We start from the raw sequence: 21,724 nt of genomic DNA on the forward strand, positions 1-21,724 counted from the left end.
TCCGGCAGGGCGCTGACCCTGCCGCCGTTCAGTCTCCTGGCGTTTTATCAGCGAAAGAAGGAATCTCAGTATGAAACGCAAAACGATGATCACCTTAGCCCTTCTCAGCGCCCTTGGCGCCTCCACGGCCGCCTGGGCCGTTGATTATCCGCTTCCTCCCGCCAACAGTCGGCTGATTGGTCAGAATCAGTACTGGACGGTCCAGGAGGGAGATCGCAACCTGCAGGCGATTGCGCGCCATTTCGATACCGCGGCGATGCTGATCCTCGAAGCCAACGATACGATTGCGCCGGTGCAGCCGAAGCCCGGCACTCAGGTCCTTATCCCTTCTCAGATGCTGCTGCCCGACGTGCCGAGGGAGGGCATTGTCGTCAACCTCGCCGAACTGCGGCTGTATTACTTCCCGCCGGGAGAGAATCAGGTGCAGGTCTATCCGCTGGGCATTGGCCAGTTAGGTCTGGAAACGCCGGAGATGACCACCCGCGTGGGGCAGAAGATCCCTAACCCTACCTGGACGCCTACCGCCGGCATCCGCGCGCGCTCGCTGGAGAAAGGGGTGACGCTGCCGGCAGTGGTCCCGGCCGGACCGAACAATCCCCTGGGCCGCTATGCGCTGCGTCTGGCCTACGGTAACGGTGAATATCTCATCCACGGAACTAACGCCCCAGACAGCGTTGGTCTGCGCGTCAGCTCGGGCTGTATGCGGATGAACGCTGATGACATCAAAGCGCTGTTCAGCCAGGTGAAAACCGGGACGCCGGTACGGATTATCAATCAGCCGGTGAAGTTTGCCGTCGAGCCGGATGGTAAACGCTATGTCGAAGTCCACAGGCCGCTTTCGCAGACCGAAGGGGAAAACACCCGGACCATCGCTTACACGCTGCCAGCGGCGTTTCACGCCTTCGCAGAGGATAAAGCAGTGGATGATCTGCAGTTGAAAAAAGCGATGTCGAGAAGGGCGGGGTATCCGGTGGTGGTGTCGGCGGGGGCAGGTAGCACGGCGACGTCGCTGTCGGCGCAGAATAGCTCGTCTGACAACGGTCTGCTTACCCAATAGCCCTCATGCTGAGGGCAAAAAAAATGGCGCACAGAGTGCGCCATTTTTATTACCAGAACTCTTACTTACGGTAAGAGTGAGCCTGGTTGTCCAGACGCTGGTTAGCGCGAGCTGCGTCGTCTTTAGCAGCCTGAACGTCGGAACGCATTGCGTTCACGTCGTTGCTCAGCTGGTCAACTTTAGCGTTCAGAGTCTGAACGTCAGAAGACAGCTGATCGATTTTAGCATTGCTGGAGCAACCAGCCAGCAGAGTAGAACCCAGGATTACCGCGCCCAGTACCAGTTTAGTACGATTCATTATTAATACCCTCTAGATTGAGTTAATCTCCATGTAGCGTTACAAGTATTACACAAAGTTTTTTGGGATGAGAATATTTTTTTTACCTGAACGCACTTATTTTTGATCGTTCGCTCAAAGAAGCATCGAATTGCTCAGAATCGCTGAAAAAGGCGAGTGAAAACAGCGCGCTTCCATCGGATTCATCTTAGATAATCCCTTATTAAATAGTAAATTCCGATTTGCATTTTTAATAGGAAGAGCTAATCAATGAATAAAAAAAAGCGCCCCGCGAGGCGCTTTATTAAAAAAAACCAATTAACCTGTAAATTATTACAGCACGTGTACGGAAGCGGTATTAGTCGTGCCGCTCGGCACTAATGCGCCGGAAACCATCACCACTACGTCGCCTTTACGCGCGAGGCCGCTCTTCAGCGCCAGGTCTTTGCCCAGATGATAGAAATCATCGGTAGAGGCAATCTCTTCCACCAGCTGCGGTACCACGCCTTTGCTCAGCACCAGCTGACGAGCGGTGGTTTCGTTGGTGGTCAGCGCCAGGATGGTGGCATCCGGGAAGTATTTGCGCACAGCGCGTGCGGATTTACCGCCCTGGGTGGCGACCACGATCAGCGGCGCTTCCAGTTTCTCAGCGGTTTCTACCGCGCCGCGGCACACCGCTTCGGTGATGCGCAGTTTACGGTTGTCGTTGTTGAAGTCCAGACGGCTGGTCATCACGCGGTCTGTACGTTCGCAAATGGTCGCCATGATGGTGACCGCTTCCAGCGGGTATTTACCTTTCGCGGATTCGCCGGACAGCATCACCGCATCGGTGCCGTCGAGGATGGCGTTAGCCACGTCGCCGGCTTCAGCGCGGGTCGGACGCGGGTTCTTGATCATGGAGTCCAGCATCTGGGTGGCGGTGATAACCACTTTACGCGCGCGGATACATTTTTCGATGATCATTTTCTGGGCGAAGATAACTTCTTCAACCGGGATCTCCACGCCCATGTCGCCACGCGCAACCATGATACCGTCAGACGCTTCGAGGATTTCGTCGAAGTTGTTCAGGCCTTCCTGGTTTTCGATTTTGGAGATGATCTGGATGTTTTCACCGCCGTGGGCTTTCAGGTGCTCACGGATCTCGACGACGTCGGAACGTTTACGGATGAAGGAGGCCGCGACGAAGTCCACGCCCTGTTCGCAACCGAAGATCAGATCCTGTTTGTCTTTCTCAGCCAGCGCCGGCAGGGCGATGGAGACGCCCGGCAGGTTAACGCCTTTGTTCTCGCCGAGGTCGCCATTGTTCAGCACTTTACAGATAACTTTGTTGCCTTCGATAGCCGTAACTTCCATGCCGATCAGGCCATCGTCCACCAGGACGGTGTTGCCGACGGCGAGGTCGGAGGTGAAGCCTTCATAGGTTACCGCAACGATTTCGTTGTTGCCGATGACGGATTTATCGGTAGTGAAGGTGAAGGTCTGGCCTGCTTTCAGGGAGACGTCGTTGCCGCCTTCCAGCTTGATGGTACGGATTTCCGGCCCTTTGGTGTCCAGCAGAATAGCGGCTTTCTTACCGGTTTTGCTCATCACATTGCGCAGGTTCTGGATGCGCTGACCGTGTTCCGCATAGTCACCGTGGGAGAAGTTCAGACGCATCACATTCATGCCGGCTTCCAGCATTTTGGTCAGCATCTCTTCAGATTCGGTTTTCGGACCGATGGTGCAAACAATTTTGGTCTTTTTCATGACAGTTTTAGTCTTTAAGTTGTGAAGGATATGGAATTCTCGCTCCGCGGGCGCACTGCCGGGGAGCCAAACCTGTATTACGAAAGTTGCTAAGCCACGCCCTAAGGATAGGTGACAACCCTGAAGCGTGCAGAAGAATGTGTGCTGGCGGTTCAGCCCATGAAATGTGGCAAGGTGTTATGCGTTTTATCATGCAGTCCAATGCGCTGAAACCATTCAAGAAAGAATCGAAGCGCATTATACGCTGCCGAAATCAAAAAGGAAAATAAAAACCTCGTTTCAAATTATGGACAAAACGCGTAACAAAACCGGCACGTTATGCAAAAATCTACGCAACACACTTTTTCGTCACCGGCTATGAAAAAGGGTAAAAGAAATGGATTATTTCGCCATCATGAGCCGGTAAAATGCGTCATTGAACCTTTAAAGTGGCGATGGTTTGCGTTGTGCGGGAAATCTAACAATAATGATTTGATTGATAATGATAAAATACGAGCCAAATTCTATGGGAAATAAAGCGAAAGACGACGACCTGTACCAGGAAATGTGCCGCGTGGTGGGTAAAGTCGTGCTGGAAATGCGTGACCTGGGTCAGGAGCCGAAACACATTGTCATTGCCGGTGTGCTGCGCACCTCGCTGGCGAACCGCAAAATCCAGCGTTCGCCGCTCACCGTGGAGGCTATGGAGAAAGTCATTCATGCGCTTTCCGGGCACTGATCCCTTGCGCCGGCGGGTCAGGAAATCACGAAGCGGATCACCGCCCTGACGGCAATGTCACAATGGTGAGCCACCATCGCTTCATCGTCGATGGCGGGTAGCGGATCGTCAAGATACAGGCTGCTGAAGGTGTAGAAGTTCGACACCTGATAAAAGCTGAAGCTGCTGATTAACCGGTGGACATCGCGCGCGTCGAGCCCCGCCTGAAAGACGCCCTGCTGCTGGCCGCGCAGTAAAATGTCTTCCAGTATCGACAGGGCGGTACGATTCAGCGGCTTCAGTTCACCCGAGCTTTTTAACCACTTGCCGCGCTGCATATTCTCCATGCAAATGACGCGCATATAGTCCGCATGGGTGGCGTGATAGCGCACGCTCCAGCGCACCAGCCGCACTAGCGCCTCCACCGGCGGCACATTCTCCAGCCCCAGCTGCTGCTCGGTTTCGCGGATCCGCGCATACACATGCTGCAGCACCTCCTGATAGAGCTGTTCTTTGCTTTTGAAGTAGTAAACCACCATGCGTTTGGTGGTCTGCGCCTCGGTGGCGATCTGCTCCATGCGGGCGCCTGACAGCCCGTGTTCAGCAAAGACAGCGATAGCGGCGCTGAAGATCCGCGCCTTCAGGGATTGTGCTTCATCATGGGCAACGACGGTCATGGCAACTCCTTTTTTTTGGGTGACAAAAAATACACATAATGATCACAATTTAGCAACCTAGTATGGCGCAAATGAACCAAATGATACATATTCAAGGTTTACGTCAGCTGTTGACCCGAGGACCTTATGCTGCGCTCTATCGCCACCGTTTCGATTTCCGGCACCTTGCCTGAGAAGCTGCACGCTATTGCGGCGGCGGGGTATCAGGGGGTGGAAATTTTCGAGAACGATCTGCTCTATTATACGGGGACGCCGGCGGAAATCCGCCAGCTTGCCGCCGATTTAGGGTTAAAAATCACGCTTTTTCAACCCTTTCGCGATTTTGAAGGCGCCAGTCGGGCGCAGTTTGCGGCGAATATGGCCCGCGCTCGGCGCAAGTTTGCTCTGATGCGCGAGCTGGGCTGCGAGACGCTGCTGTTGTGCAGCAATGTACAGCCGGACTGCTCGGCGGATAGCGAATTGCAGGTCGCGGACCTGCGGGCGCTGGCCACGCTGGCGGAAGAGGAGGGGATCGCTATCGGCTATGAGGCCCTGGCCTGGGGAACCCATGTGAACCGCTGGCAGCAGGCCTGGGAGCGGGTGCGGCGGGTGGACAGCCCGGCGTTGGGCCTGGTGCTCGACAGTTTCCATATTCTGGCCCGCGGCGACACGCTGGACGCGCTACCGTCGGTGCCGGTGGAGAAAATCACCTTTGTACAGCTCGCCGATGCGCCGTATATGAAAATGGATTTGCTGGAGTGGAGCCGCCACTTCCGCTGCTTTCCCGGACAGGGGGAGCTGCCGCTGGAGGCGTTTGCCGAGCAGATCACCCGCTGTGGCTACCGCGGCCCCTGGTCGCTGGAGATCTTCAATGACGGTTTTCGCGCCTCGCCGAACGGCGCGACGGCCAAAGATGGTTATCGTTCGCTGCTGTGGCTGGAGGAGCAAACCCGCCGCCGGCTCCCGACGTGCGATGCCGATCTGTTTTCACCGCCGCCGCTGCCGGTCTATCACGGGCTGGAGTTTATCGAATTCGCCGCCAGCGCCGCCGAGGCGCAGCGCCTGGGGCAACATCTGCAGGCGCTGGGTTTTCAGCACGAGGGAAGCCACCGCTCCAGACAGGTGACGCTGTGGCGCAACGGCGGGGCGCGGATCGTCATCAACCATCAGCCGCACAGCTGGGCCGACCATTTTTATCAACGCCACGGGGTATCGCTCTGCGCGATGGCGCTGCGGGTCGAGCACAGCGCGTCGCTTGTCGCCCGCGCCCGCGCGCTGGGGTATGCCACCTGGCAGGGCGACGCCGGGCCGAACGAAACGCCGATCCCGGCGATCTGCGCCCCCGACGGCAGCCTTATCTATCTCATCGACGCCGGGGAGGCTATCTACGAGCGCGATTTTCATCTGCGTGATGGCGTGACGGTGCGCGAGGATTATCTCGGTATCGATCATCTGGCGCTGGGAATGGAGGCCGACAGCCGCGATAACTGGGTGATGTTCTTCCGTACGGTGTTTGGTTTTTCCCTTGAGCATGAGCAGACGCTGCCGGACCCGTATGGACTGGTGCGCAGCCTGGCGGTGCGCAGCCCGCAGGGCGATATCCGTCTGGCGCTGAATATTTCGCAGAGCCGGGCGACGCAGATCGCCCGCTCCGTCGCTTGCTACCAGGGGGCGGGGCTGCAGCATGCCGCCTTTGCCTGCCGCGATCTGCCGGCCGCCTGCGACCAGCTTGCCGAGGTTGCCCGCCATACGCTGCCGATCCCGGCCAATTATTATGACGATCTGCTGGCGCGCTTTGGCGGCGAGCTGGACGTCGGGCAGCTTCAGCGCCAGCAGCTCCTCTATGACCGCGATCCGCAGGGGGGAGATTTCCTGCACCTTTACACCCGGCCGTTTACCGCCGGCCGCTTTTTCTTTGAGTTAACCGAGCGCCGGGCTGGCTATGCGCTCTATGGCGCAGCGAATGCGGCCGTCCGTCTGGCGGCGATGCAGTATTGTTAGCCTGAATCAAATGGTTCATTATGCGTTAAACACAATAACAACACCCTCTGTACCCGAGACAGGAACCGACTATGAGCTCATATAGCCCTAACCCGACGGCTGCCGCCCAGCCAGCCGTCACCGTGCGCCGCTCCCGGCGGCGTATCGGCATTCTTGCGCTGTTGGCCATTGGCACCATGATCAACTATCTCGATCGCACCGTACTGGGGATCGCCGCCCCAAAGCTCACCGCTGAGCTGTGGATCGACCCGGCGATCATGGGAATCCTCTTCTCCGCCTTCGCCTGGACCTATGCTCTGGCGCAGATCCCCGGCGGATTGTTTCTCGACCGCTTTGGCAACAAAGTGACCTACTTTTTGTCACTGACCCTGTGGTCGCTGTTTACCCTGTTCCACGGCATGGCGGTGGGGCTGAAGACGCTGCTGCTGTGCCGCTTCGGGCTCGGTATTAGCGAAGCGCCGTGCTTTCCGGTCAACAGCCGGGTGGTCAGCGCCTGGTTCCCACAGCAGGAGCGGGCGAAGGCCACGGCGGTGTACACCGTGGGGGAGTATCTCGGGCTGGCCTGCTTTGCGCCGCTGCTGTTCTGGATCATGGACGGTTTCGGCTGGCGGGTGCTGTTCGTCAGCGTTGGCGCCGTCGGCATTCTGTTTGCCCTGGTGTGGTGGCGCTGCTACCGCGAACCGCATGAAGACCTGCGTCTTAGCCCGCAGGAGCGCGAGCATATCGAAAACGGCGGCGGCCTCAGCGCCCCGACCGACCAGCAGGTGGCGTTCAGCTGGCCGCTGGTCCGCCAGCTGCTGAGCAAACGGCAGATCATCGGCGCCAGTATCGGCCAGTTTGCCGGCAATACCGTGCTGGTGTTCTTTCTCACCTGGTTCCCCACCTGGCTGGCCACCGAGCGGCATATGCCCTGGCTGAAGGTCGGCTTTTTCTCCATCCTGCCGTTTGTCGCCGCCGCCGGCGGGGTGATGTTTGGCGGCTGGCTCTCCGACAAACTGCTCAAGGCCACCGGGTCGGCCAACCTTGGCCGTAAGCTGCCGATCGTCGCCGGTCTGCTGATGGCCAGCTGCATCATTACCGCCAACTGGCTGGAGAGCGACCTGGCGGTGATCCTGGTGATGTCGTTTGCCTTTTTTGGCCAGGGGATGGTGGGTCTCGGCTGGACGCTGATCTCCGATATCGCCCCGAAGGGGCTGGGCGGCCTGACCGGCGGCCTGTTTAACTTCTGCGCCAACCTCGCGGGGATCATCACCCCGCTGGTGATCGGCTTTATCGTTGCCGGGTTCGGCAATTTCTTCTACGCCTTGATCTACATCGGCGGCGCCGCGCTGCTGGGCGTGGTGGCCTATCTGTTTATCCTCGGCGACGTCAAACGTATCGAGTTATCGCAGTAAGCAAAGGAGCAAGGCATGGTGATTAGTGGGCATACGCGGCTGATAGCGCACCTTGGCTATCCGACCGCCAGTTTTAAGGCGCCGATGATCTACAACCCGTGGTTCGTTGACCAGCAGGTGGACGTGAAGGTGGTGCCGATGGGGGTCAGGCCGGAGGACTACGCCGCGTTTATTCCGCCGCTGTTTACGATGACCAATATCATCGGCGCGCTGGTGACGATGCCGCATAAAATCGCCACCTGCGATCTGGTGCAGCGCCTGAGCCCGACGGCGGCCATCGCTGGCGCCTGCAATGCCATCCGCCGCGAGGCTGACGGTAGCCTGAGCGGAGACATGTTCGATGGCGAGGGATTTGTGCTGGGCCTGCGTCGTAAAGGGTTTAACCCGCAGGGGACGCGGGCGCTGGTGGTTGGCAGCGGCGGGGTGGGATCGGCTATCGCCGCCTCCCTCGCGGCGGCGGGGGTCAGCGCCCTGACCCTGTACGATACCCGGCCCGAGGTGGCGCACGCCCTCGCCGGGCGGCTGCATCAGCACTATCCGCAGCTCGATATCACCCTGATGCAGCCCGATCCTGCCGGACACGAGCTGGTGGTCAATGCCACCCCGCTGGGGATGAAGGCCAGCGATCCGCTGCCGCTGGACGTTGACCGTCTGGCGCCAGGCGCCTGGGTGGGGGAAGTCGTCATGACTCAGGAGTACACCCCGCTGCTGAGGGCCGCTCAGGCACGACAGTGCCACATCCAGCGCGGGACCGACATGCTGTTTGAAATGATCCCTGCCTATCTGCGCTTTTTTGACCTACCGGTAGCCACCCCCGAGCAGCTGCGGACCCTGGCAGAAATTCGTTACTGACGCGACGGCAAACCGGGTAATATAACGCTATATTATCCTGTTTATAGCGACCTCTTATGACAAACACCACTCTCACGCTGCTGGCGGCGGGAAGCCTGAGAAGCGCTTTCCTGCCGCTGGTGGCGCACTTTCGGCAGCACACTGGCCTGGCGGTCGATGCGCAGTTTGGCCCTGCCGGCCTGCTGCGCGAGCGGATCGAAGCCGGGTCGCCGTGCGCGGTTTTTGCTTCCGCCAACGCGGCGCACCCGCAGGCGCTGCTGCAGGCGGGTCTGGCGCAGGAATGCCAGGGATTTGCCAGCAACCAGCTGATGCTGACCGCCCGGCGGTCGCCGGATAACGATGGCCTGGACTGGCTGGCGCTGCTCAGCACGACCCGCCTGCGGTTGGCGACCTCCACGCCGGGCTGCGATCCGTCGGGAGATTATACCTGGCAGCTGTTCGCCCGAATTGAGGCACGCTATCCAGGGTTGGGCAACGCGATGGCCGGGCGGGCGCAGCAGCTGGTCGGCGGCAGAGACTCACTGAGCGTGCCGCCGGGAGAGATAGCCGGCGCGTGGCTTATTCGCCAGAATCTGGCGGATCTGTTTATCGGCTATGCGCACTATGGCCCCGCGCTGGCCACCTGCGACGATCTGCGTACCCTGACCATCCCGGCGCCGTGGAATATTCGCTGCGATTACCAGCTGGCGCGTCTCAGGGCCGATCCCGCCGCGCTGGCCCTGTATCGCTTTATCCTCGACGACGTTGGCCAGGGGTATCTCCGGCAGGCGGGTTTTATGCCGTTCAGCGACGCAGCGTAAACCCCGGCGCCAGCAGAGGGAACGCGGAGGCGGCATGGCGGATCAGGCGTACCGGCAGGCCGTACGCTTGCCGGAGATGCGTTTCGCTCAGTACGTCGGCGGTCTCACCCGCCAGCCACCGGCCCTCCGGCAGCAGAAGCAGCGTATGGCTGGCCACCTGTAGGGCGTGGTTGGGATCATGGGTGGTGAACAGGACGGTGCGCGCCTGGCGGTGGGCGAGATCGCCGATCAGCTGCAATACCACCTGCTGGTTACCAAGGTCCAGCGCCGAGCAGGGCTCATCCAGCAGGATATTCTGGCTGGCGCTGACCAGCGCGCGGGCAATCAACACCAGCTGCTGCTGGCCGCCGGAGAGGGCGCCGAAGTCATCTTCGGCCAGGGCGGCAATCCCCAGCTGCGCCAGCGCCTGCTCAACCCGCCGGGCATCCTCCTCGTCCGGCTGGGCAAAGAGATCCACGTGACGGGCCCGGCCCATCAGCACCACATCGCTCACGCGCCAGCGAAAAGCGGGACGAAACGACTGCGGAACCAGGGCCACGCCGCCCTCGCACTGCATCTCGCCGCCCAGCGGCGGCAACACGCCGGTCAGGGTATCCAGCAGGGTACTTTTTCCCCGGCCATTGGCGCCCAGCACCGCCCAGATCTCACCGGGCCGGCAGGCCAGCGTGAGCGGGGCGAAGAGCGGCTGACGGTGGCCGTAGCGTAGCGCTTGCAGCGATAATGAGCTGTTCATCGGGTCGTACTCCGGCGTCGGGATTGCACCAGCAACACGGTAAACAGCGGCGCCCCGAGCAGGGCGGTGATGATCCCGATCGGGATCTCCGCCTGGGTCAGCGTACGCGCCAGATCGTCCACCACCAGCATCAGGGCGGCGCCGAGCCAGAAGGCGGTGGGCAGCAGGCGACGATGGTCAGCCCCTACCAGCAGACGGGCGAGGTGCGGGACCACCAGACCCATCCAGGCGATGCTGCCGCTGACCGCCACCTGGGCTGCCACCAGCACCGCGCAGCAAACCAGCACGCCGCGACGCAGCGCGGCCACCGGAACGCCAAGACTGCGGGCATCGCGTTCCTCCAGGGCCAGCAGGTTGATACGCCAGCGCAGCTTCCACAGCGCCCCGGCAGCCACCGCCAGGGGCAGGGACATAAGCAGTACCTTATGCCAGCTGGCGGTCGCGAAGCTGCCGAGCAGCCAGAAAACGATGTTCGGTAACGTCTCTTCGCTGTCGGCGAGGTACTGCATCAGGCTGACCAGCGCGGCGAAGAAGCCGCTGAGAATGATCCCGGACAGAATCAGCCCCAGCGTGCTGTCCCGCCCCTGCAGGGCGGCGAGGGCGTAAATCAGCCCCAGCGCGACGAGGCCGAAGAAAAAGGTCGAGGCCATCATCAGCAGACTGCCGACGCCCAACAGGATCGCCAGCGTGCCGCCGAAGGCGGAGCCGGCGGTTACCCCGATGATGTGCGGGTCCACCAGCGGGTTTTGGAACACGCCCTGCAAGGTGGCGCCGCACAGCCCCAGCGCGCCCCCGGCCAGCAGGGCCATCACCACGCGCGGCAGGCGAACCGACCAGACGATCTGCCCGATCACCCCTTCTCCTGGCGGCAGATGGACCAGGGTGTGGCCAACGGCGCTCAGGCTTAACGGGTACTGGCCGAAACAGAGCGAGGCGACCGCGATCGCCAGCGTCGCCAGCGCCAGGCTTCCCTGCACCAGCCAGGGCTGAGAGTTAGCGGGCATCTGGCGTCCACGCCACGCGGTAAAAACGCTGATAATAATCGCTGGCTTTACTGTCCACATCGATGCTCTGGTAGCGCGCAGGATAGAGTTTTTTCGCCATCCACAGCTCACCCAGCGCCAGGGCCTCCGGCATCGGGTAACCCCAGGCTTTGGCGTACTCCGGCATCAGCCACACGCGGTGATGTTTCACCGCATCGATCGTCTGCCACTGCGGGTCGTTCTCTATCTGTTTGACCACCTGCGGATAACGGTCCTGGACGAAGATCACCTGGGGGTTCCACTCCAGCACCTGCTCCAGCGACACCTGGCGGGCGCCTTTTACGCTGGCGGCCGCCACGTTCAGCGCCCCGGCGTGCGCCATCATCAGCCCGGTGTATTTGCCAGCGCCATAGGTATTCAGATCGGGGTTGGCCATGTACACCCGCACCCGCTGGTTCGGTGGAATATCGGCCACCGGCGCATTGGCTTGCTTGCGCGCCTCGAAGGTGTAGTGAATCAGCGCCTCGGCCTCGGGCTGGCGCTCGACCACCTCGCCGATAAGGCGGATCCCCTCCATCAGCCCGGCGTTATAGGCCTGCTCTTCGTCAGCCATGGTGGGGTTCATTTTATTTTTTTCCCCGGCGGCATCATGGCGCAGCGAGATGGCCACCACCGGGATCCCGGCCTGTTGGATCTGCGCGATCATCGCCGGCGGCGCATAGTTGGCGACGAAAACCACCTGCGGACGCAGCGCCAACAGGCTTTCAATATTGACCTGGGTGAGATCGCCCGGGGTCGCCAGTTGCCCGATCTCGGGCATAAAGCGGGCGAACTGCGGCCCGAGCTGTTTCTGCCAGCTGCTTAAGACGCCGACGATATCCTCGGCCGCATGCAGTTGTACCAGCAGGTTGAGCGTCTGATGCTGCAGAACCACAACGCGGGTGACGTGGTCGGGGAGGGTGACCTGGCGACCCAGCTGGTCGGTGACGGTGCGGTCGGCGAAGGTCTGGCCGGTGAACAGGCTGGCGCTGAGCAGCGTCAGGCCCAGCAGTAAGGGGTGTTTTGACATGGTGTGGCCCGAATGGCGTGAAAATTCGTTGTGTATTAAATTATATAACGAAGCCGGGCGCAATGGTTGATCGCATTTATCCTCATCACGATCAGGGCATTTCGTACCACACTTCTTCCTCTTCCATGCGGGCTTCTATCTGCCTCGCCACCCTCTGCAGCGCAGGGAGATGCTTCTGCGCCGCCTGCTCAATGGTCATCGCGCTGGCGATATAGACCAGGTTCAGGCAGCCGATAACCCACTGCTGACTGCAGACCGGCACGGCGATCGAGGCGATTTTCTCCTCCTGCCGCCAGCCGCGGAAGTTTTCGCCATAGCCGTTCTGGCGGGTGCGGGCGAGGATCGCCGCCAGCCGTTCCGGTTCGCGGGCCAACTGATACTCAGCTTCCGGACGGGCGGCCAGCATGCTGACGATGGCGTCGCGTTCCGCGTCGGGGGCAAAGGCCAGCCACGTCAGTCCGGAGGCGGTGAGCAGCAGCGGCAGCCGCCGTCCGACCATCGCGCGGTGAAACGACAGTCGGCTGAAGCGGTGGGTAGTCTCGCGCACCACCATGGCGTCGACGTCGAGGGTGGTGATGTCCGTTGGCCACTGCACCTCGCGCAGCAGCTCGCCGAGCAGCGGCGTGGCGAGGGCAGAAATCCAATGTTCGTCACGAAATCCATCGCTCAGCTGGCGGACGTTAATGGTCAACCGGAAGCTGTCATCGGAGCGGCTGCGGCGGACAAAACCCTCCTCCTGTAGCGTCTCCAGCAGCCGGCGCACGGTGGTGCGATGCAGGCCGCTAAACTCCGCCAGCAGGCCCGGCGTCGCGCCGCCGTCGAATTTATTTAACAATTTTAATAACAATAAACCCCGGCTTAATCCGCGCACCGTTTTGTACGCTGCGGACTCATTGTCACGCATAAACCCTCCCTTAAAATGCTTTAAAAACAGTGTTGTGCACCTGGTGCACATTCGATGATGTTTTGATTGTAGCCGAAAACCCCCGCCCTATACTCAGCCCATTATAAAAATACGTTTACACATGATTAACAAATTGCCTGTCAGCCGGGCAGTTTCCGAGTCGTGAGGTCGCTGAGAATGACAACATCTACACCCGATATTCAACCCGCCGTGCAGCATACCGCTCAGGTCGCCATCGTTGGCGCCGGTCCGGTTGGTCTGATGATGGCCAACTACCTTGGCCAGATGGGCATCAGCGTGCTGGTGGTGGAAAAGCTCGCCACACTGATCGATTACCCGCGGGCCATCGGCATTGACGATGAATCCCTGCGGGCGATGCAGGCGGTGGGGCTGGTGAATGACGTGCTGCCGCATACCACGCCGTGGCACGCCATGCGTTTTCTCACCCCAAAAGGCCGCTGCTTTGCCGATATCCAGCCGATGACCGATGAGTTTGGCTGGTCGCGGCGCAACGCCTTCATTCAGCCGCAGGTCGATGCGGTGATGTATCACGGTCTGCAGCGTTTCCCGCAGGTCCGCTGCCTCTTCTCCCGCGAAGTGGAAGCCTTTAGCCAGACCGGTGACAGTGTCACGTTAAATCTTAAAGGACCGGACGGCGAACGGGAGACGGTGCGCGCGGACTGGCTGGTGGCCTGCGACGGCGGCGCCAGCTTTATTCGTCGTATGCTGAACATCCCCTTCGAAGGCAAGACCGCGCCGAATCAGTGGATCGTCATCGATATCGCTAACGACCCGCTGGCCACCCCACACGTTTATCTGTGCTGCGACCCGGTGCGACCCTACGTTTCCGCCGCGCTGCCCCACGGTGTGCGCCGCTTTGAATTTATGGTGATGCCCGGAGAAACCGAAGCCCAGCTCAGCGAGCCGCACAATATGCGCCGTCTGCTGAGCAAAGTGCTGCCGGACCCGGACCGCGTCGAGCTGATCCGCCAGCGGGTCTATACGCATAACGCCCGCCTTGCCGAGCGCTTTCGCATTAACCGGGTGCTGCTGGCCGGCGATGCGGCGCACATCATGCCGGTCTGGCAGGGCCAGGGGTACAACAGCGGCATGCGCGACGCCTTCAACCTGGCGTGGAAGCTGGCGCTGGTGGTCAACGGTAAAGCGGGAGAGGCGCTGCTCGACAGCTACCAGCAGGAGCGCCGCGACCACGCTAAAGCGATGATTGATCTGTCGGTCACCGCCGGCTACGTGCTGGCGCCGCCGAAGCGCTGGCAGGGGGCCGTGCGCGACGGTCTCTCCTGGCTGCTGAATTACCTGCCGCCGGTGAAACGCTACTTCCTCGAGATGCGCTTTAAGCCGATGCCGCAGTACCGCGAGGGGGCGCTGCTGACCGACGGCGCCGGCAAGACCTCGCCGGTGGGCAAAATGTTTATTCAACCGCAGGTGACGCTGGAGAGCGGCGAGAGCGTGCTGCTCGACGAGGTTATCGGGGCGAATTTCGCCATTATCGGCTGGGGCTGCAACCCGCAGTGGGGGCTCAACGCCGGGCAGATCGCCCGCTGGCGCGCGATTGGCGTGCGCTTTATCCAGGTGGTGCCGGAGGTGCAGATCCACCGCGAGCAGGATAACGCCCCCGGCACGCTGCGGGTGGGCGACAGGCAAAATCGCCTGAAGAGCTGGTTTGCTCAGCATAACACCGCCATCGCCGTGGTCAGACCGGACCGCTTTGTCGCCGCTCTCGCCATCCCGCAGACCCTCGGCGCGCAGCTGACCGCTCTGGCGGAAAAAATGGCCCTCGCAACCGGGGATACCGCCCACGCTGAAGAGAAGGTGGCCTGATATGCATGCCTATTTGCACTGTCTCTCCCACACCCCGCTGGTGGGATTCGTGGACCCGGAGCAGGCGGTCCTCGATGAAGTGAACGGGGTGATTGCCGACGCCCGGCGGCGGATCGCTGAATTCGATCCAGAGCTGGTGGTGCTCTTCGCCCCCGATCACTACAACGGTTTTTTCTATGACGTGATGCCGCCGTTCTGCCTCGGGGTCGGCGCCACCGCGATTGGCGACTTCGCCAGCGCCGCCGGCGACCTGCCGGTGCCCGCCGAGCTGGCGGAAGCCTGCGCCCACGCCATCCTCAACAGCGGTATCGACCTGGCGGTGTCGTACAACATGCAGGTGGACCATGGCTTCGCCCAGCCGCTGGAGTTTCTGCTGGGTGGCCTGGACCGTGTGCCGGTGCTGCCGGTGTTTATTAACGGCGTCGCCGCGCCGCTGCCGGGTTTTCAACGTACCCGGCTGCTGGGCGAGGCGATGGGCCGCTTTCTCAATACCCTCAATAAGCGGGTGCTGATCCTCGGCTCGGGCGGACTCTCGCACCAGCCGCCGGTGCCGGAGCTGGCGAAGGCCGACGCCCATCTGCGCGATCGCCTGCTCGGCGGCGGAAAGCAGCTGCCGCCGGACGAACGCGAACGGCGCCAGCAGCGAGTAATCAGCGCCGCCCGACGGTTTACCGAAGACCCGCACTCGCTCCATCCCCTCAACCCGGTCTGGGACAACCGCTTTATGAGCCTGCTGGAGCAGGGGCGGCTGAGCGAACTGGACGCGATCGGCAATGACGAGCTGTCGGCGATGGCCGGGAAATCGACGCACGAAATTAAGACCTGGGTGGCCGCTTTTGCCGCGCTATCCGCTTTTGGCCGCTGGCGCAGTGAAGGCCGCTATTACCGGCCGATCCCCGAGTGGATCGCCGGATTCGGCTCGCTGAGCGCCACCACCGAGATTTGATTAACCGGGAGACTAACATGAGCTATCAACCGCAAACTGAAGCCGCCACCAGCCGATTCCTCAATGTCGACGAGGGGGGCCGCACGCTGCGTATCCATATCAATGACTGCGGCGACGGGAAAGAGACCGTGGTCATGCTGCACGGCTCCGGGCCGGGGGCCACCGGCTGGGCTAACTTCAGTCGCAATATTGACCCGCTGGTCGAGGCGGGCTATCGCGTGCTGCTCCTCGACTGTCCGGGGTGGGGCAAAAGCGATGCTATCGTCAACAGCGGCTCGCGTTCGGACCTCAACGCCCGCATTCTGAAAAGCGTGGTCGATCAGCTGGGGATCGATAAAGTCCATCTGCTGGGCAACTCGATGGGCGGCCATAGCGCGGTGGCCTTCACCCTGAGCTGGCCGGAGCGGGTGGCTAAGCTGGTGCTGATGGGCGGGGGGACCGGCGGCATGAGCCTGTTCACGCCGATGCCGACCGAGGGCATCAAGCTGCTGAACGCCCTGTACCGCGAGCCGACCATTGAAAACCTCAAAAAGATGATGAGCATCTTCGTCTTCGACACCCGCGACCTCACCGAGGCGCTGTTCGAGGCGCGTCTCAACAATATGCTGTCGCGCCGCGACCATCTGGACAACTTCGTCAAGAGCCTCGAAGCCAACCCGAAGCAGTTTCCTGACTTTGGCCCGCGGCTGGGCGAAATCAGCGCGCCAACTCTGATCGTCTGGGGACGCAATGACCGCTTCGTGCCGATGGACGCCGGGTTGCGCCTGCTCGCCGGGATCGCCGGTTCGGAACTGCATATTTACCGCGACTGCGGCCACTGGGCGCAGTGGGAACATGCCGACAGTTTTAATCAGCTGGTGCTCAATTTCCTCGCACGGGCTTAAGGAGTAAATGATGACTTTTTCTCTTGACGCGCTGGCCCGGCAGCTCCGCGACGCGGAACAGAGCGGCCAGGCGATCGCCCCGCTGCGCGATATTCTCGGCGTCGACAATGCCGACGCCGCCTATGCCATCCAGCGTCTGAACGTCCAGCACCACGTGGCCCATGGCCGGCGGGTGGTGGGCCGCAAGGTGGGCCTGACCCATCCCAAAGTGCAGCAGCAGCTGGGCGTCAATCAGCCGGACTTCGGCACCCTGTTTGCCGACATGTGCTACGGCGACAACGCCGAGGTGCCGTTTGGCCGCGTGCTGCAGCCCAAGGTGGAGGCCGAGATCGCCCTGGTGCTGAAGCAGGATCTGCCGCATGCCGATACCACTTTTGATGAACTGTATAACGCCATCGAATGGGTATTGCCAGCGCTGGAGGTGGTGGGCAGCCGCATTCGCGACTGGTCAATCGGCTTTGTCGACACCGTCGCCGATAACGCCTCCTGCGGCCTGTACGTCATTGGCGGCCCGGCGCAGCGCCCGGCGGGACTGGATCTGAAGCAGTGCGCCATGCACATGACCCGCAACCAGGAGCTGGTCTCCAGCGGCCGCGGCAGCGAGTGTCTGGGGCATCCGCTGAACGCCGCAGTCTGGCTGGCGCGCAAGCTGGCGAGTCTCGGCGAACCGCTGCGGGCGGGGGATATCGTGCTGACCGGGGCGTTAGGCCCGATGGTGACGATTAACGAGGGGGACAGCTTTGTCGCCCATATCGAAGGTATTGGCTCAGTCGCGGCACGCTTCGTTGCCGCCGGAGAAGGAGATCGTGATGCGTAAACGTAAAGTCGCCATTATCGGCTCCGGGAATATCGGCACCGATTTAATGATTAAAATCCTGCGCCACGGCCAGCATCTGGAGATGGCGGTGATGGTCGGCATCGACCCGCAGTCGGATGGCCTGGCCCGCGCCCGGCGCCTGGGCGTTGCGACCACTCACGAAGGGGTGGGCGGCCTGATGCAGATGGCGGAATTTGCCGACATCGATTTTGTTTTTGACGCCACCAGCGCCGGGGCGCACATCAAAAACGATGCCGCGCTGCGCGAAGCGAAGCCGGGGATCCGCGTTATCGACCTGACGCCGGCGGCGATTGGCCCGTACTGCGTACCGGTGGTCAACCTCGCGGACAATCTCCATCAGGGCAACGTCAATATGGTGACCTGCGGCGGGCAGGCGACCATCCCGATGGTCGCCGCGGTCTCGCGAGTGGCGAAGGTGCATTACGCGGAGATTGTGGCCTCGATCGCCAGTCAATCCGCCGGGCCGGGCACGCGGGCCAATATTGACGAATTCACCGAAACCACCTCGCAGGCGATTGAAAAAGTCGGCGGGGCGGGCAAGGGCAAAGCGATTATTGTACTGAACCCGGCGGAGCCGCCGCTGATGATGCGCGATACCGTCTACGTCCTGAGCGAGCTGGCGTCGCAGGAGGCGATTGCCGCCTCGATCGCCGAAATGGCGGCGGCAGTGCAGGCTTACGTCCCGGGCTACCGGCTGAAGCAGCAGGTGCAGTTTGAGGTTATCCCCGAGGATAAGCCGGTCAACCTGCCCGGCGTCGGCTGTTTTTCCGGCCTGAAAACCGCGGTTTACCTCGAAGTGGAAGGGGCGGCGCACTATCTGCCAGCGTACGCGGGCAACCTCGATATTATGACCTCGGCGGCGCTGGCGACGGCGGAGCAAATGGCCGGGGCAATGCACAGCGCGGCGGGAGCGACAGCATGAACGGTAAAAAACTTTATATCTCGGACGTGACGCTGCGCGATGGTATGCACGCTATTCGTCACCAGTATTCCCTGGCGCAGGTGCAGCAGATCGCCGGCGCGCTGGATAAGGCTGGGGTCGACTCCATCGAAGTGGCCCATGGCGATGGCCTGCAGGGATCCAGCTTCAACTACGGCTTTGGCGCTCACAGCGACATCGCGTGGATTGAAGCGGCGGCGGATGTCGTGAGCCAGGCGAAAATCGCCACCTTACTGCTGCCGGGCATCGGCACGCTGCACGATCTGAAAGCAGCGTATCAGGCCGGGGCGCGGGTGGTGCGGGTCGCCACCCACTGCAGCGAAGCGGACGTCGCCGCGCAGCATATTGCCTTTGCCCGCGAGCTGGGGATGGACACCGTCGGTTTTCTGATGATGAGCCATATGATCTCCCCGCAGGCGCTGGCGCAGCAGGCGCTGAAGATGGAATCTTATGGCGCGACCTGTATCTATGTGGTGGATTCCGGCGGGGCGATGAACATGAACGACATTCGCGACCGCTTCCGCGCCCTGAAGGCGGTGCTGAAGCCGGAGACCGCCACCGGGATGCATGCCCATCATAATCTGAGCCTCGGGGTGGCGAACTCGATCGTCGCGGTGGAAGAGGGGTGCGATCGCATTGACGCCAGCCTGGCCGGGATGGGGGCGGGGGCGGGGCAATGCGCCGCTGGAGGTGTTTATTGCCGCCGCCGACAAGCTCGGCTGGCAGCATGGCACCGATCTCTACGCCCTGATGAACGCGGCCGATGAGCTGGTGCGGCCGCTGCAGGATCGCCCGGTGCGTGTCGACCGCGAAACGCTGGCGCTGGGCTACGCCGGAGTCTACTCCAGCTTCCTGCGCCACAGCGAAGCGGCGGCCAAGCGCTATGGCCTCAGCGCGGTGGATATTCTCGTCGAGCTGGGCAAGCGGCGGATGGTCGGCGGCCAGGAGGATATGATCGTCGACGTCGCGCTGGATCTGCTTAACCGCAATAAATAACTAAGAACGTGCGGCTGACAAAGCATCGGCCGCCAGTCACCTGCTCCGTTTGTTCGGCTATCGCCAAGGTACCCTATGACCAAGATAACGACTGCAACCCCCTCGCGCCTGGTGGTCACCATCGGGCTCTGTTTTATGGTGGCCCTGATGGAAGGGCTGGATCTGCAGGCGGCGGGGATCGCCGCCGTCGGCATGGCGCAGGCCTTTGCGCTGGATAAAATGCAGATGGGCTGGATCTTCAGCGCCGGGATCCTCGGCCTGCTGCCCGGCGCGCTGGTGGGCGGCATGCTGGCGGACCGCCACGGGCGTAAGCGCATTCTGTTGGGGTCGGTGCTGCTGTTTGGCCTGTTCTCGCTGACCACCGCGCTCGCATGGAGCTTCCCGACGCTGCTGCTGGCGCGCCTGCTCACCGGCGTCGGGCTCGGGGCGGCATTGCCGAACCTGATTGCCTTAACCTCGGAAGCCGCTGGCTCACGTTTCCGCGGCCGGGCGGTAAGCCTGATGTACTGCGGCGTACCCATTGGCGCCGCGCTGGCGGCAGCGCTGGGCTTTTCCGGTCTCGCCGCGGCCTGGCAGACTATTTTCTGGATTGGCGGCGTGGTCCCGCTGCTGCTGATCCCGTTGCTGATGCGCTGGCTGCCGGAGTCGCAGGCGTTTCAGCGCGCGGAGGCCAGCGTGCCGCTGCGCACCCTGTTTGCCCCGGGCCAGGCCGCCGCTACGCTGCTGCTGTGGCTGGGTTATTTTTTCACCCTGCTGGTGGTCTATATGCTGATCAACTGGCTGCCGATGCTGCTGGTGGGCCAGGGATTCCGCGCCAGCCAGGCGGCGGGGGTGATGTTCTCTCTGCAGATCGGCGCCGCCTGCGGCACGCTGCTGCTGGGGGCGCTAATGGATAAGCTCACCCCGCTGCGGATGTCGCTCCTGATCTACAGCGGCATTCTGGCGTCGCTGTTGGCGCTGGGCAGCGCGTCGTCGCTGACTGGCATGCTGCTGGCGGGGTTTGTCGCCGGGCTGTTCGCCACCGGCGGACAAAGTGTGCTTTACGCTCTGGCGCCGCTTTTTTATCCCGCGGCCATCCGCGCCACCGGGGTGGGCACCGCCGTGGCGGTGGGGCGTCTTGGGGCGATGAGCGGCCCGCTGCTGGCCGGCAAGATGCTGGCCCTCGGCGCCGGCACCGTCGGGGTGATGGCGGCCTCGGCGCCGGGCATTGTGCTGGCCGGCGTGGCGGTGTTCTGGCTGATGCATCGCCAGCAGCGCGCGGCCATGGTCTGATATGCATCCGGCGGCCTGGTAAAAAAATGCCGGGCCGCCGCCTTGCCTGTCCGCGTCCCCTGGCCTAAGGTAAGACATCATTCCCTGACGCTTATCGTCCCTATGGCTTACACCTCCCGTTTGCTCAATGCGATCCCTGGCATCCGCCACGCTTTTCTCGATGTCCATGAAACCGCCGCCTTTCCCTATGCCGAGCTGGCTCCGGTGAAGCTGGTGCATGGTAATGAGGTTCATCATTATCAGCAGCCGCTGCCGACGCGCCCGCACGCCGACGCGGTGTTTACCGCGGTAGCCGGGCAAAAGGTGGGGGTGGTGACCGCCGACTGTCTGCCGCTGCTGATCGCCTCGCGCGACGGTCGCTACGTCTGCAGCGTGCATGCCGGCTGGCAGGGGCTGGTCAGCGGTATTGTCGACAACAGTCTGGCCTGTTTTCGCCAGCAGGGGGTGGCATTGGCCGATCTGGTCATCGCCGTGGGGCCGTATATTCACCCCTGCTGTTACGAAGTCTCCGCCGGATTCTATCAGCAACTGCTGGACCAGCCCGGCGGTGACCGGGTGGCCCGCCATCGCCAGCGGCTGTTCCACTCCCGTTCGGGCCCGGTCAGCGATCCGCTCAAAGCCGCCGCGCGTGGCAGCGATAATCTGTGGTTTGATCTGCGCGCCTTTGCCGAAGCGATCTTCGCAGAGGCGGGGGTGGCGCCGGCGAGCGTTGAATGGCTGGGGAGTTGTACCTACTGCACCCCGCAGTCGCTGGGCTCCTACCGGCGCCGGACCCATTTTCCGGCGCCGAAGAGCTTTCAGTATTCGTGGATCATGCGCGAAGCCTGAGGCGGGCTC

Annotated in this window: 22 protein-coding genes and 1 pseudogene; 16 read left to right on the forward strand and 7 right to left on the reverse strand. The window is 61.9% G+C overall.

All coding sequences use genetic code 11. From position 1 onward, the window contains the following. The first annotated feature begins 70 nt into the window (after positions 1–70). Positions 71–1,057: a L,D-transpeptidase family protein gene (locus HMPREF1024_RS22505; RefSeq protein ID WP_004143241.1), complete on the forward strand. Its 987-nt coding sequence runs from the start codon at positions 71–73 to the stop codon at positions 1,055–1,057. A gap of 61 nt (positions 1,058–1,118) precedes the next feature. On the opposite strand, the gene HMPREF1024_RS22500 is transcribed toward HMPREF1024_RS22505, so the two are convergent. Then, the gene (locus tag HMPREF1024_RS22500) at positions 1,119–1,355 is read right to left on the reverse strand and encodes a major outer membrane lipoprotein (RefSeq protein ID WP_002908860.1); all 237 of its coding nucleotides are present in this window, start codon (positions 1,353–1,355) and stop codon (positions 1,119–1,121) included. A 312-nt stretch (positions 1,356–1,667) separates the two neighbouring features. After that, a complete protein-coding gene (pykF, locus tag HMPREF1024_RS22495) occupies positions 1,668–3,080 on the reverse strand; it encodes a pyruvate kinase PykF (RefSeq protein WP_002908859.1) in 1,413 nt (470 codons plus the stop codon). Between the two features lie 137 nt (positions 3,081–3,217). Between pykF and HMPREF1024_RS31080 the strand changes: the two genes are divergently transcribed. The 3 genes from HMPREF1024_RS31080 (at position 3,218) to fumD (ending at position 3,798) form a co-directional block, all read left to right on the forward strand. After that, positions 3,218–3,349: a hypothetical protein gene (locus HMPREF1024_RS31080; RefSeq protein ID WP_004217210.1), complete on the forward strand. Its 132-nt coding sequence runs from the start codon at positions 3,218–3,220 to the stop codon at positions 3,347–3,349. Between the two features lie 88 nt (positions 3,350–3,437). Beyond that, positions 3,438–3,596, forward strand: coding sequence for a hypothetical protein (locus HMPREF1024_RS0125595; RefSeq protein ID WP_014907411.1), 159 nt, complete (start codon positions 3,438–3,440; stop codon positions 3,594–3,596). Then, positions 3,586–3,798 carry a fumarate hydratase FumD gene (fumD, locus tag HMPREF1024_RS22490; protein WP_004180357.1) on the forward strand — a complete coding sequence of 71 codons (213 nt, stop codon included), beginning with the start codon at positions 3,586–3,588 and terminating at the stop codon, positions 3,796–3,798. The genes HMPREF1024_RS0125595 and fumD overlap by 11 nt, the downstream gene beginning before the upstream one ends. A 17-nt stretch (positions 3,799–3,815) precedes the next feature. Here the strand turns inward: fumD and HMPREF1024_RS22485 are convergent, their stop codons facing one another. Beyond that, positions 3,816–4,454 carry a TetR family transcriptional regulator gene (locus HMPREF1024_RS22485; RefSeq protein WP_002908844.1) on the reverse strand — a complete coding sequence of 213 codons (639 nt, stop codon included), beginning with the start codon at positions 4,452–4,454 and terminating at the stop codon, positions 3,816–3,818. A gap of 126 nt (positions 4,455–4,580) precedes the next feature. On the opposite strand from HMPREF1024_RS22485, the gene HMPREF1024_RS22480 reads away from it, so the two are divergent. The 4 genes from HMPREF1024_RS22480 to HMPREF1024_RS22465 all read left to right on the forward strand — a co-directional run bounded on the left by HMPREF1024_RS22480 (position 4,581) and on the right by HMPREF1024_RS22465 (position 9,480). Further along, the gene (locus tag HMPREF1024_RS22480; protein WP_004148702.1) at positions 4,581–6,434 is read left to right on the forward strand and encodes a bifunctional sugar phosphate isomerase/epimerase/4-hydroxyphenylpyruvate dioxygenase family protein; all 1,854 of its coding nucleotides are present in this window, start codon (positions 4,581–4,583) and stop codon (positions 6,432–6,434) included. Between the two features lie 71 nt (positions 6,435–6,505). Beyond that, positions 6,506–7,828, forward strand: coding sequence for an MFS transporter (locus tag HMPREF1024_RS22475; protein WP_009307626.1), 1,323 nt, complete (start codon positions 6,506–6,508; stop codon positions 7,826–7,828). 15 nt (positions 7,829–7,843) lie between these two features. Next, entirely contained in the window at positions 7,844–8,680 is an 837-nt protein-coding gene (locus HMPREF1024_RS22470) for a shikimate dehydrogenase (protein ID WP_004189497.1), read from the forward strand. A 56-nt stretch (positions 8,681–8,736) separates the two neighbouring features. Continuing rightward, entirely contained in the window at positions 8,737–9,480 is a 744-nt protein-coding gene (locus HMPREF1024_RS22465; protein ID WP_009307627.1) for a substrate-binding domain-containing protein, read from the forward strand. Here HMPREF1024_RS22465 and HMPREF1024_RS22460 read toward each other — a convergent pair. From HMPREF1024_RS22460 to HMPREF1024_RS22445, 4 genes are all read right to left on the reverse strand, one after another. Further along, positions 9,464–10,213 (reverse strand): ABC transporter ATP-binding protein, encoded by a 750-nt coding sequence (locus HMPREF1024_RS22460; protein ID WP_004151841.1) that lies wholly within the window; start codon positions 10,211–10,213, stop codon positions 9,464–9,466. The two genes, HMPREF1024_RS22465 and HMPREF1024_RS22460, sit on opposite strands and share 17 nt — an antisense overlap. Next, positions 10,210–11,217: an iron ABC transporter permease gene (locus tag HMPREF1024_RS22455; RefSeq protein ID WP_004151840.1), complete on the reverse strand. Its 1,008-nt coding sequence runs from the start codon at positions 11,215–11,217 to the stop codon at positions 10,210–10,212. The genes HMPREF1024_RS22460 and HMPREF1024_RS22455 overlap by 4 nt, the downstream gene beginning before the upstream one ends. After that, positions 11,207–12,265: an ABC transporter substrate-binding protein gene (locus tag HMPREF1024_RS22450; RefSeq protein WP_009307628.1), complete on the reverse strand. Its 1,059-nt coding sequence runs from the start codon at positions 12,263–12,265 to the stop codon at positions 11,207–11,209. Before HMPREF1024_RS22450 ends, HMPREF1024_RS22455 begins: the two co-directional genes overlap by 11 nt. A 91-nt stretch (positions 12,266–12,356) precedes the next feature. Continuing rightward, positions 12,357–13,169, reverse strand: a complete 813-nt coding sequence (locus HMPREF1024_RS22445; RefSeq protein WP_009307629.1) for a DNA-binding transcriptional regulator — start codon at positions 13,167–13,169, stop codon at positions 12,357–12,359. A gap of 177 nt (positions 13,170–13,346) precedes the next feature. Here HMPREF1024_RS22445 and HMPREF1024_RS22440 point away from each other — a divergent pair, with 177 nt between their 5' ends. The 8 genes and pseudogenes from HMPREF1024_RS22440 (at position 13,347) to HMPREF1024_RS22410 (ending at position 21,715) form a co-directional block, all read left to right on the forward strand. Then, positions 13,347–15,011 carry a bifunctional 3-(3-hydroxy-phenyl)propionate/3-hydroxycinnamic acid hydroxylase gene (locus HMPREF1024_RS22440; RefSeq protein WP_009307630.1) on the forward strand — a complete coding sequence of 555 codons (1,665 nt, stop codon included), beginning with the start codon at positions 13,347–13,349 and terminating at the stop codon, positions 15,009–15,011. 1 nt (position 15,012) lies between these two features. After that, a complete protein-coding gene (mhpB, locus tag HMPREF1024_RS22435; RefSeq protein WP_009307631.1) occupies positions 15,013–15,957 on the forward strand; it encodes a 2,3-dihydroxyphenylpropionate/2,3-dihydroxicinnamic acid 1,2-dioxygenase in 945 nt (314 codons plus the stop codon). 17 nt (positions 15,958–15,974) lie between these two features. After that, the gene (mhpC, locus tag HMPREF1024_RS22430; protein WP_004151837.1) at positions 15,975–16,841 is read left to right on the forward strand and encodes a 2-hydroxy-6-oxonona-2,4-dienedioate hydrolase; all 867 of its coding nucleotides are present in this window, start codon (positions 15,975–15,977) and stop codon (positions 16,839–16,841) included. Between the two features lie 10 nt (positions 16,842–16,851). After that, positions 16,852–17,658 carry a 2-keto-4-pentenoate hydratase gene (gene mhpD / locus HMPREF1024_RS22425; RefSeq protein ID WP_002908598.1) on the forward strand — a complete coding sequence of 269 codons (807 nt, stop codon included), beginning with the start codon at positions 16,852–16,854 and terminating at the stop codon, positions 17,656–17,658. After that, a complete protein-coding gene (mhpF, locus tag HMPREF1024_RS22420; RefSeq protein WP_009307632.1) occupies positions 17,651–18,601 on the forward strand; it encodes an acetaldehyde dehydrogenase in 951 nt (316 codons plus the stop codon). The genes mhpD and mhpF overlap by 8 nt, the downstream gene beginning before the upstream one ends. Continuing rightward, positions 18,598–19,615 (forward strand): annotated as a pseudogene (gene mhpE, locus HMPREF1024_RS0125600) (4-hydroxy-2-oxovalerate aldolase). Before mhpF ends, mhpE begins: the two are co-directional and overlap by 4 nt. Positions 19,616–19,690: 75 nt before the next feature. Next, the gene (gene mhpT / locus HMPREF1024_RS22415; protein WP_009307635.1) at positions 19,691–20,887 is read left to right on the forward strand and encodes a 3-(3-hydroxy-phenyl)propionate transporter MhpT; all 1,197 of its coding nucleotides are present in this window, start codon (positions 19,691–19,693) and stop codon (positions 20,885–20,887) included. A 102-nt stretch (positions 20,888–20,989) separates the two neighbouring features. Beyond that, the gene (locus tag HMPREF1024_RS22410; protein ID WP_009307636.1) at positions 20,990–21,715 is read left to right on the forward strand and encodes a polyphenol oxidase family protein; all 726 of its coding nucleotides are present in this window, start codon (positions 20,990–20,992) and stop codon (positions 21,713–21,715) included. The last annotated feature ends 9 nt before the right edge of the window (positions 21,716–21,724 follow it).

The sequence above is a fragment of the Klebsiella sp. 4_1_44FAA genome (assembly GCF_000238715.1).
Taxonomy (GTDB): domain Bacteria; phylum Pseudomonadota; class Gammaproteobacteria; order Enterobacterales; family Enterobacteriaceae; genus Klebsiella; species Klebsiella pneumoniae.

Excerpts from the sequence above, each read along its gene's own strand:
- HMPREF1024_RS22505 (WP_004143241.1), top strand. The coding sequence starts at position 71 with ATGAAACGCAAAACGATGATCACCTTAGCCCTTCTCAGCGCCCTTGGC.
- HMPREF1024_RS22500 (WP_002908860.1), bottom strand. The coding sequence starts at position 1,355 with ATGAATCGTACTAAACTGGTACTGGGCGCGGTAATCCTGGGTTCTACT.
- pykF (WP_002908859.1), bottom strand. The coding sequence starts at position 3,080 with ATGAAAAAGACCAAAATTGTTTGCACCATCGGTCCGAAAACCGAATCT.
- HMPREF1024_RS31080 (WP_004217210.1), top strand. The coding sequence starts at position 3,218 with ATGTGTGCTGGCGGTTCAGCCCATGAAATGTGGCAAGGTGTTATGCGT.
- HMPREF1024_RS0125595 (WP_014907411.1), top strand. The coding sequence starts at position 3,438 with ATGAAAAAGGGTAAAAGAAATGGATTATTTCGCCATCATGAGCCGGTA.
- fumD (WP_004180357.1), top strand. The coding sequence starts at position 3,586 with ATGGGAAATAAAGCGAAAGACGACGACCTGTACCAGGAAATGTGCCGC.
- HMPREF1024_RS22485 (WP_002908844.1), bottom strand. The coding sequence starts at position 4,454 with ATGACCGTCGTTGCCCATGATGAAGCACAATCCCTGAAGGCGCGGATC.
- HMPREF1024_RS22480 (WP_004148702.1), top strand. The coding sequence starts at position 4,581 with ATGCTGCGCTCTATCGCCACCGTTTCGATTTCCGGCACCTTGCCTGAG.
- HMPREF1024_RS22475 (WP_009307626.1), top strand. The coding sequence starts at position 6,506 with ATGAGCTCATATAGCCCTAACCCGACGGCTGCCGCCCAGCCAGCCGTC.
- HMPREF1024_RS22470 (WP_004189497.1), top strand. The coding sequence starts at position 7,844 with ATGGTGATTAGTGGGCATACGCGGCTGATAGCGCACCTTGGCTATCCG.
- HMPREF1024_RS22465 (WP_009307627.1), top strand. The coding sequence starts at position 8,737 with ATGACAAACACCACTCTCACGCTGCTGGCGGCGGGAAGCCTGAGAAGC.
- HMPREF1024_RS22460 (WP_004151841.1), bottom strand. The coding sequence starts at position 10,213 with ATGAACAGCTCATTATCGCTGCAAGCGCTACGCTACGGCCACCGTCAG.
- HMPREF1024_RS22455 (WP_004151840.1), bottom strand. The coding sequence starts at position 11,217 with ATGCCCGCTAACTCTCAGCCCTGGCTGGTGCAGGGAAGCCTGGCGCTG.
- HMPREF1024_RS22450 (WP_009307628.1), bottom strand. The coding sequence starts at position 12,265 with ATGTCAAAACACCCCTTACTGCTGGGCCTGACGCTGCTCAGCGCCAGC.
- HMPREF1024_RS22445 (WP_009307629.1), bottom strand. The coding sequence starts at position 13,169 with ATGCGTGACAATGAGTCCGCAGCGTACAAAACGGTGCGCGGATTAAGC.
- HMPREF1024_RS22440 (WP_009307630.1), top strand. The coding sequence starts at position 13,347 with ATGACAACATCTACACCCGATATTCAACCCGCCGTGCAGCATACCGCT.
- mhpB (WP_009307631.1), top strand. The coding sequence starts at position 15,013 with ATGCATGCCTATTTGCACTGTCTCTCCCACACCCCGCTGGTGGGATTC.
- mhpC (WP_004151837.1), top strand. The coding sequence starts at position 15,975 with ATGAGCTATCAACCGCAAACTGAAGCCGCCACCAGCCGATTCCTCAAT.
- mhpD (WP_002908598.1), top strand. The coding sequence starts at position 16,852 with ATGACTTTTTCTCTTGACGCGCTGGCCCGGCAGCTCCGCGACGCGGAA.
- mhpF (WP_009307632.1), top strand. The coding sequence starts at position 17,651 with ATGCGTAAACGTAAAGTCGCCATTATCGGCTCCGGGAATATCGGCACC.
- mhpT (WP_009307635.1), top strand. The coding sequence starts at position 19,691 with ATGACCAAGATAACGACTGCAACCCCCTCGCGCCTGGTGGTCACCATC.
- HMPREF1024_RS22410 (WP_009307636.1), top strand. The coding sequence starts at position 20,990 with ATGGCTTACACCTCCCGTTTGCTCAATGCGATCCCTGGCATCCGCCAC.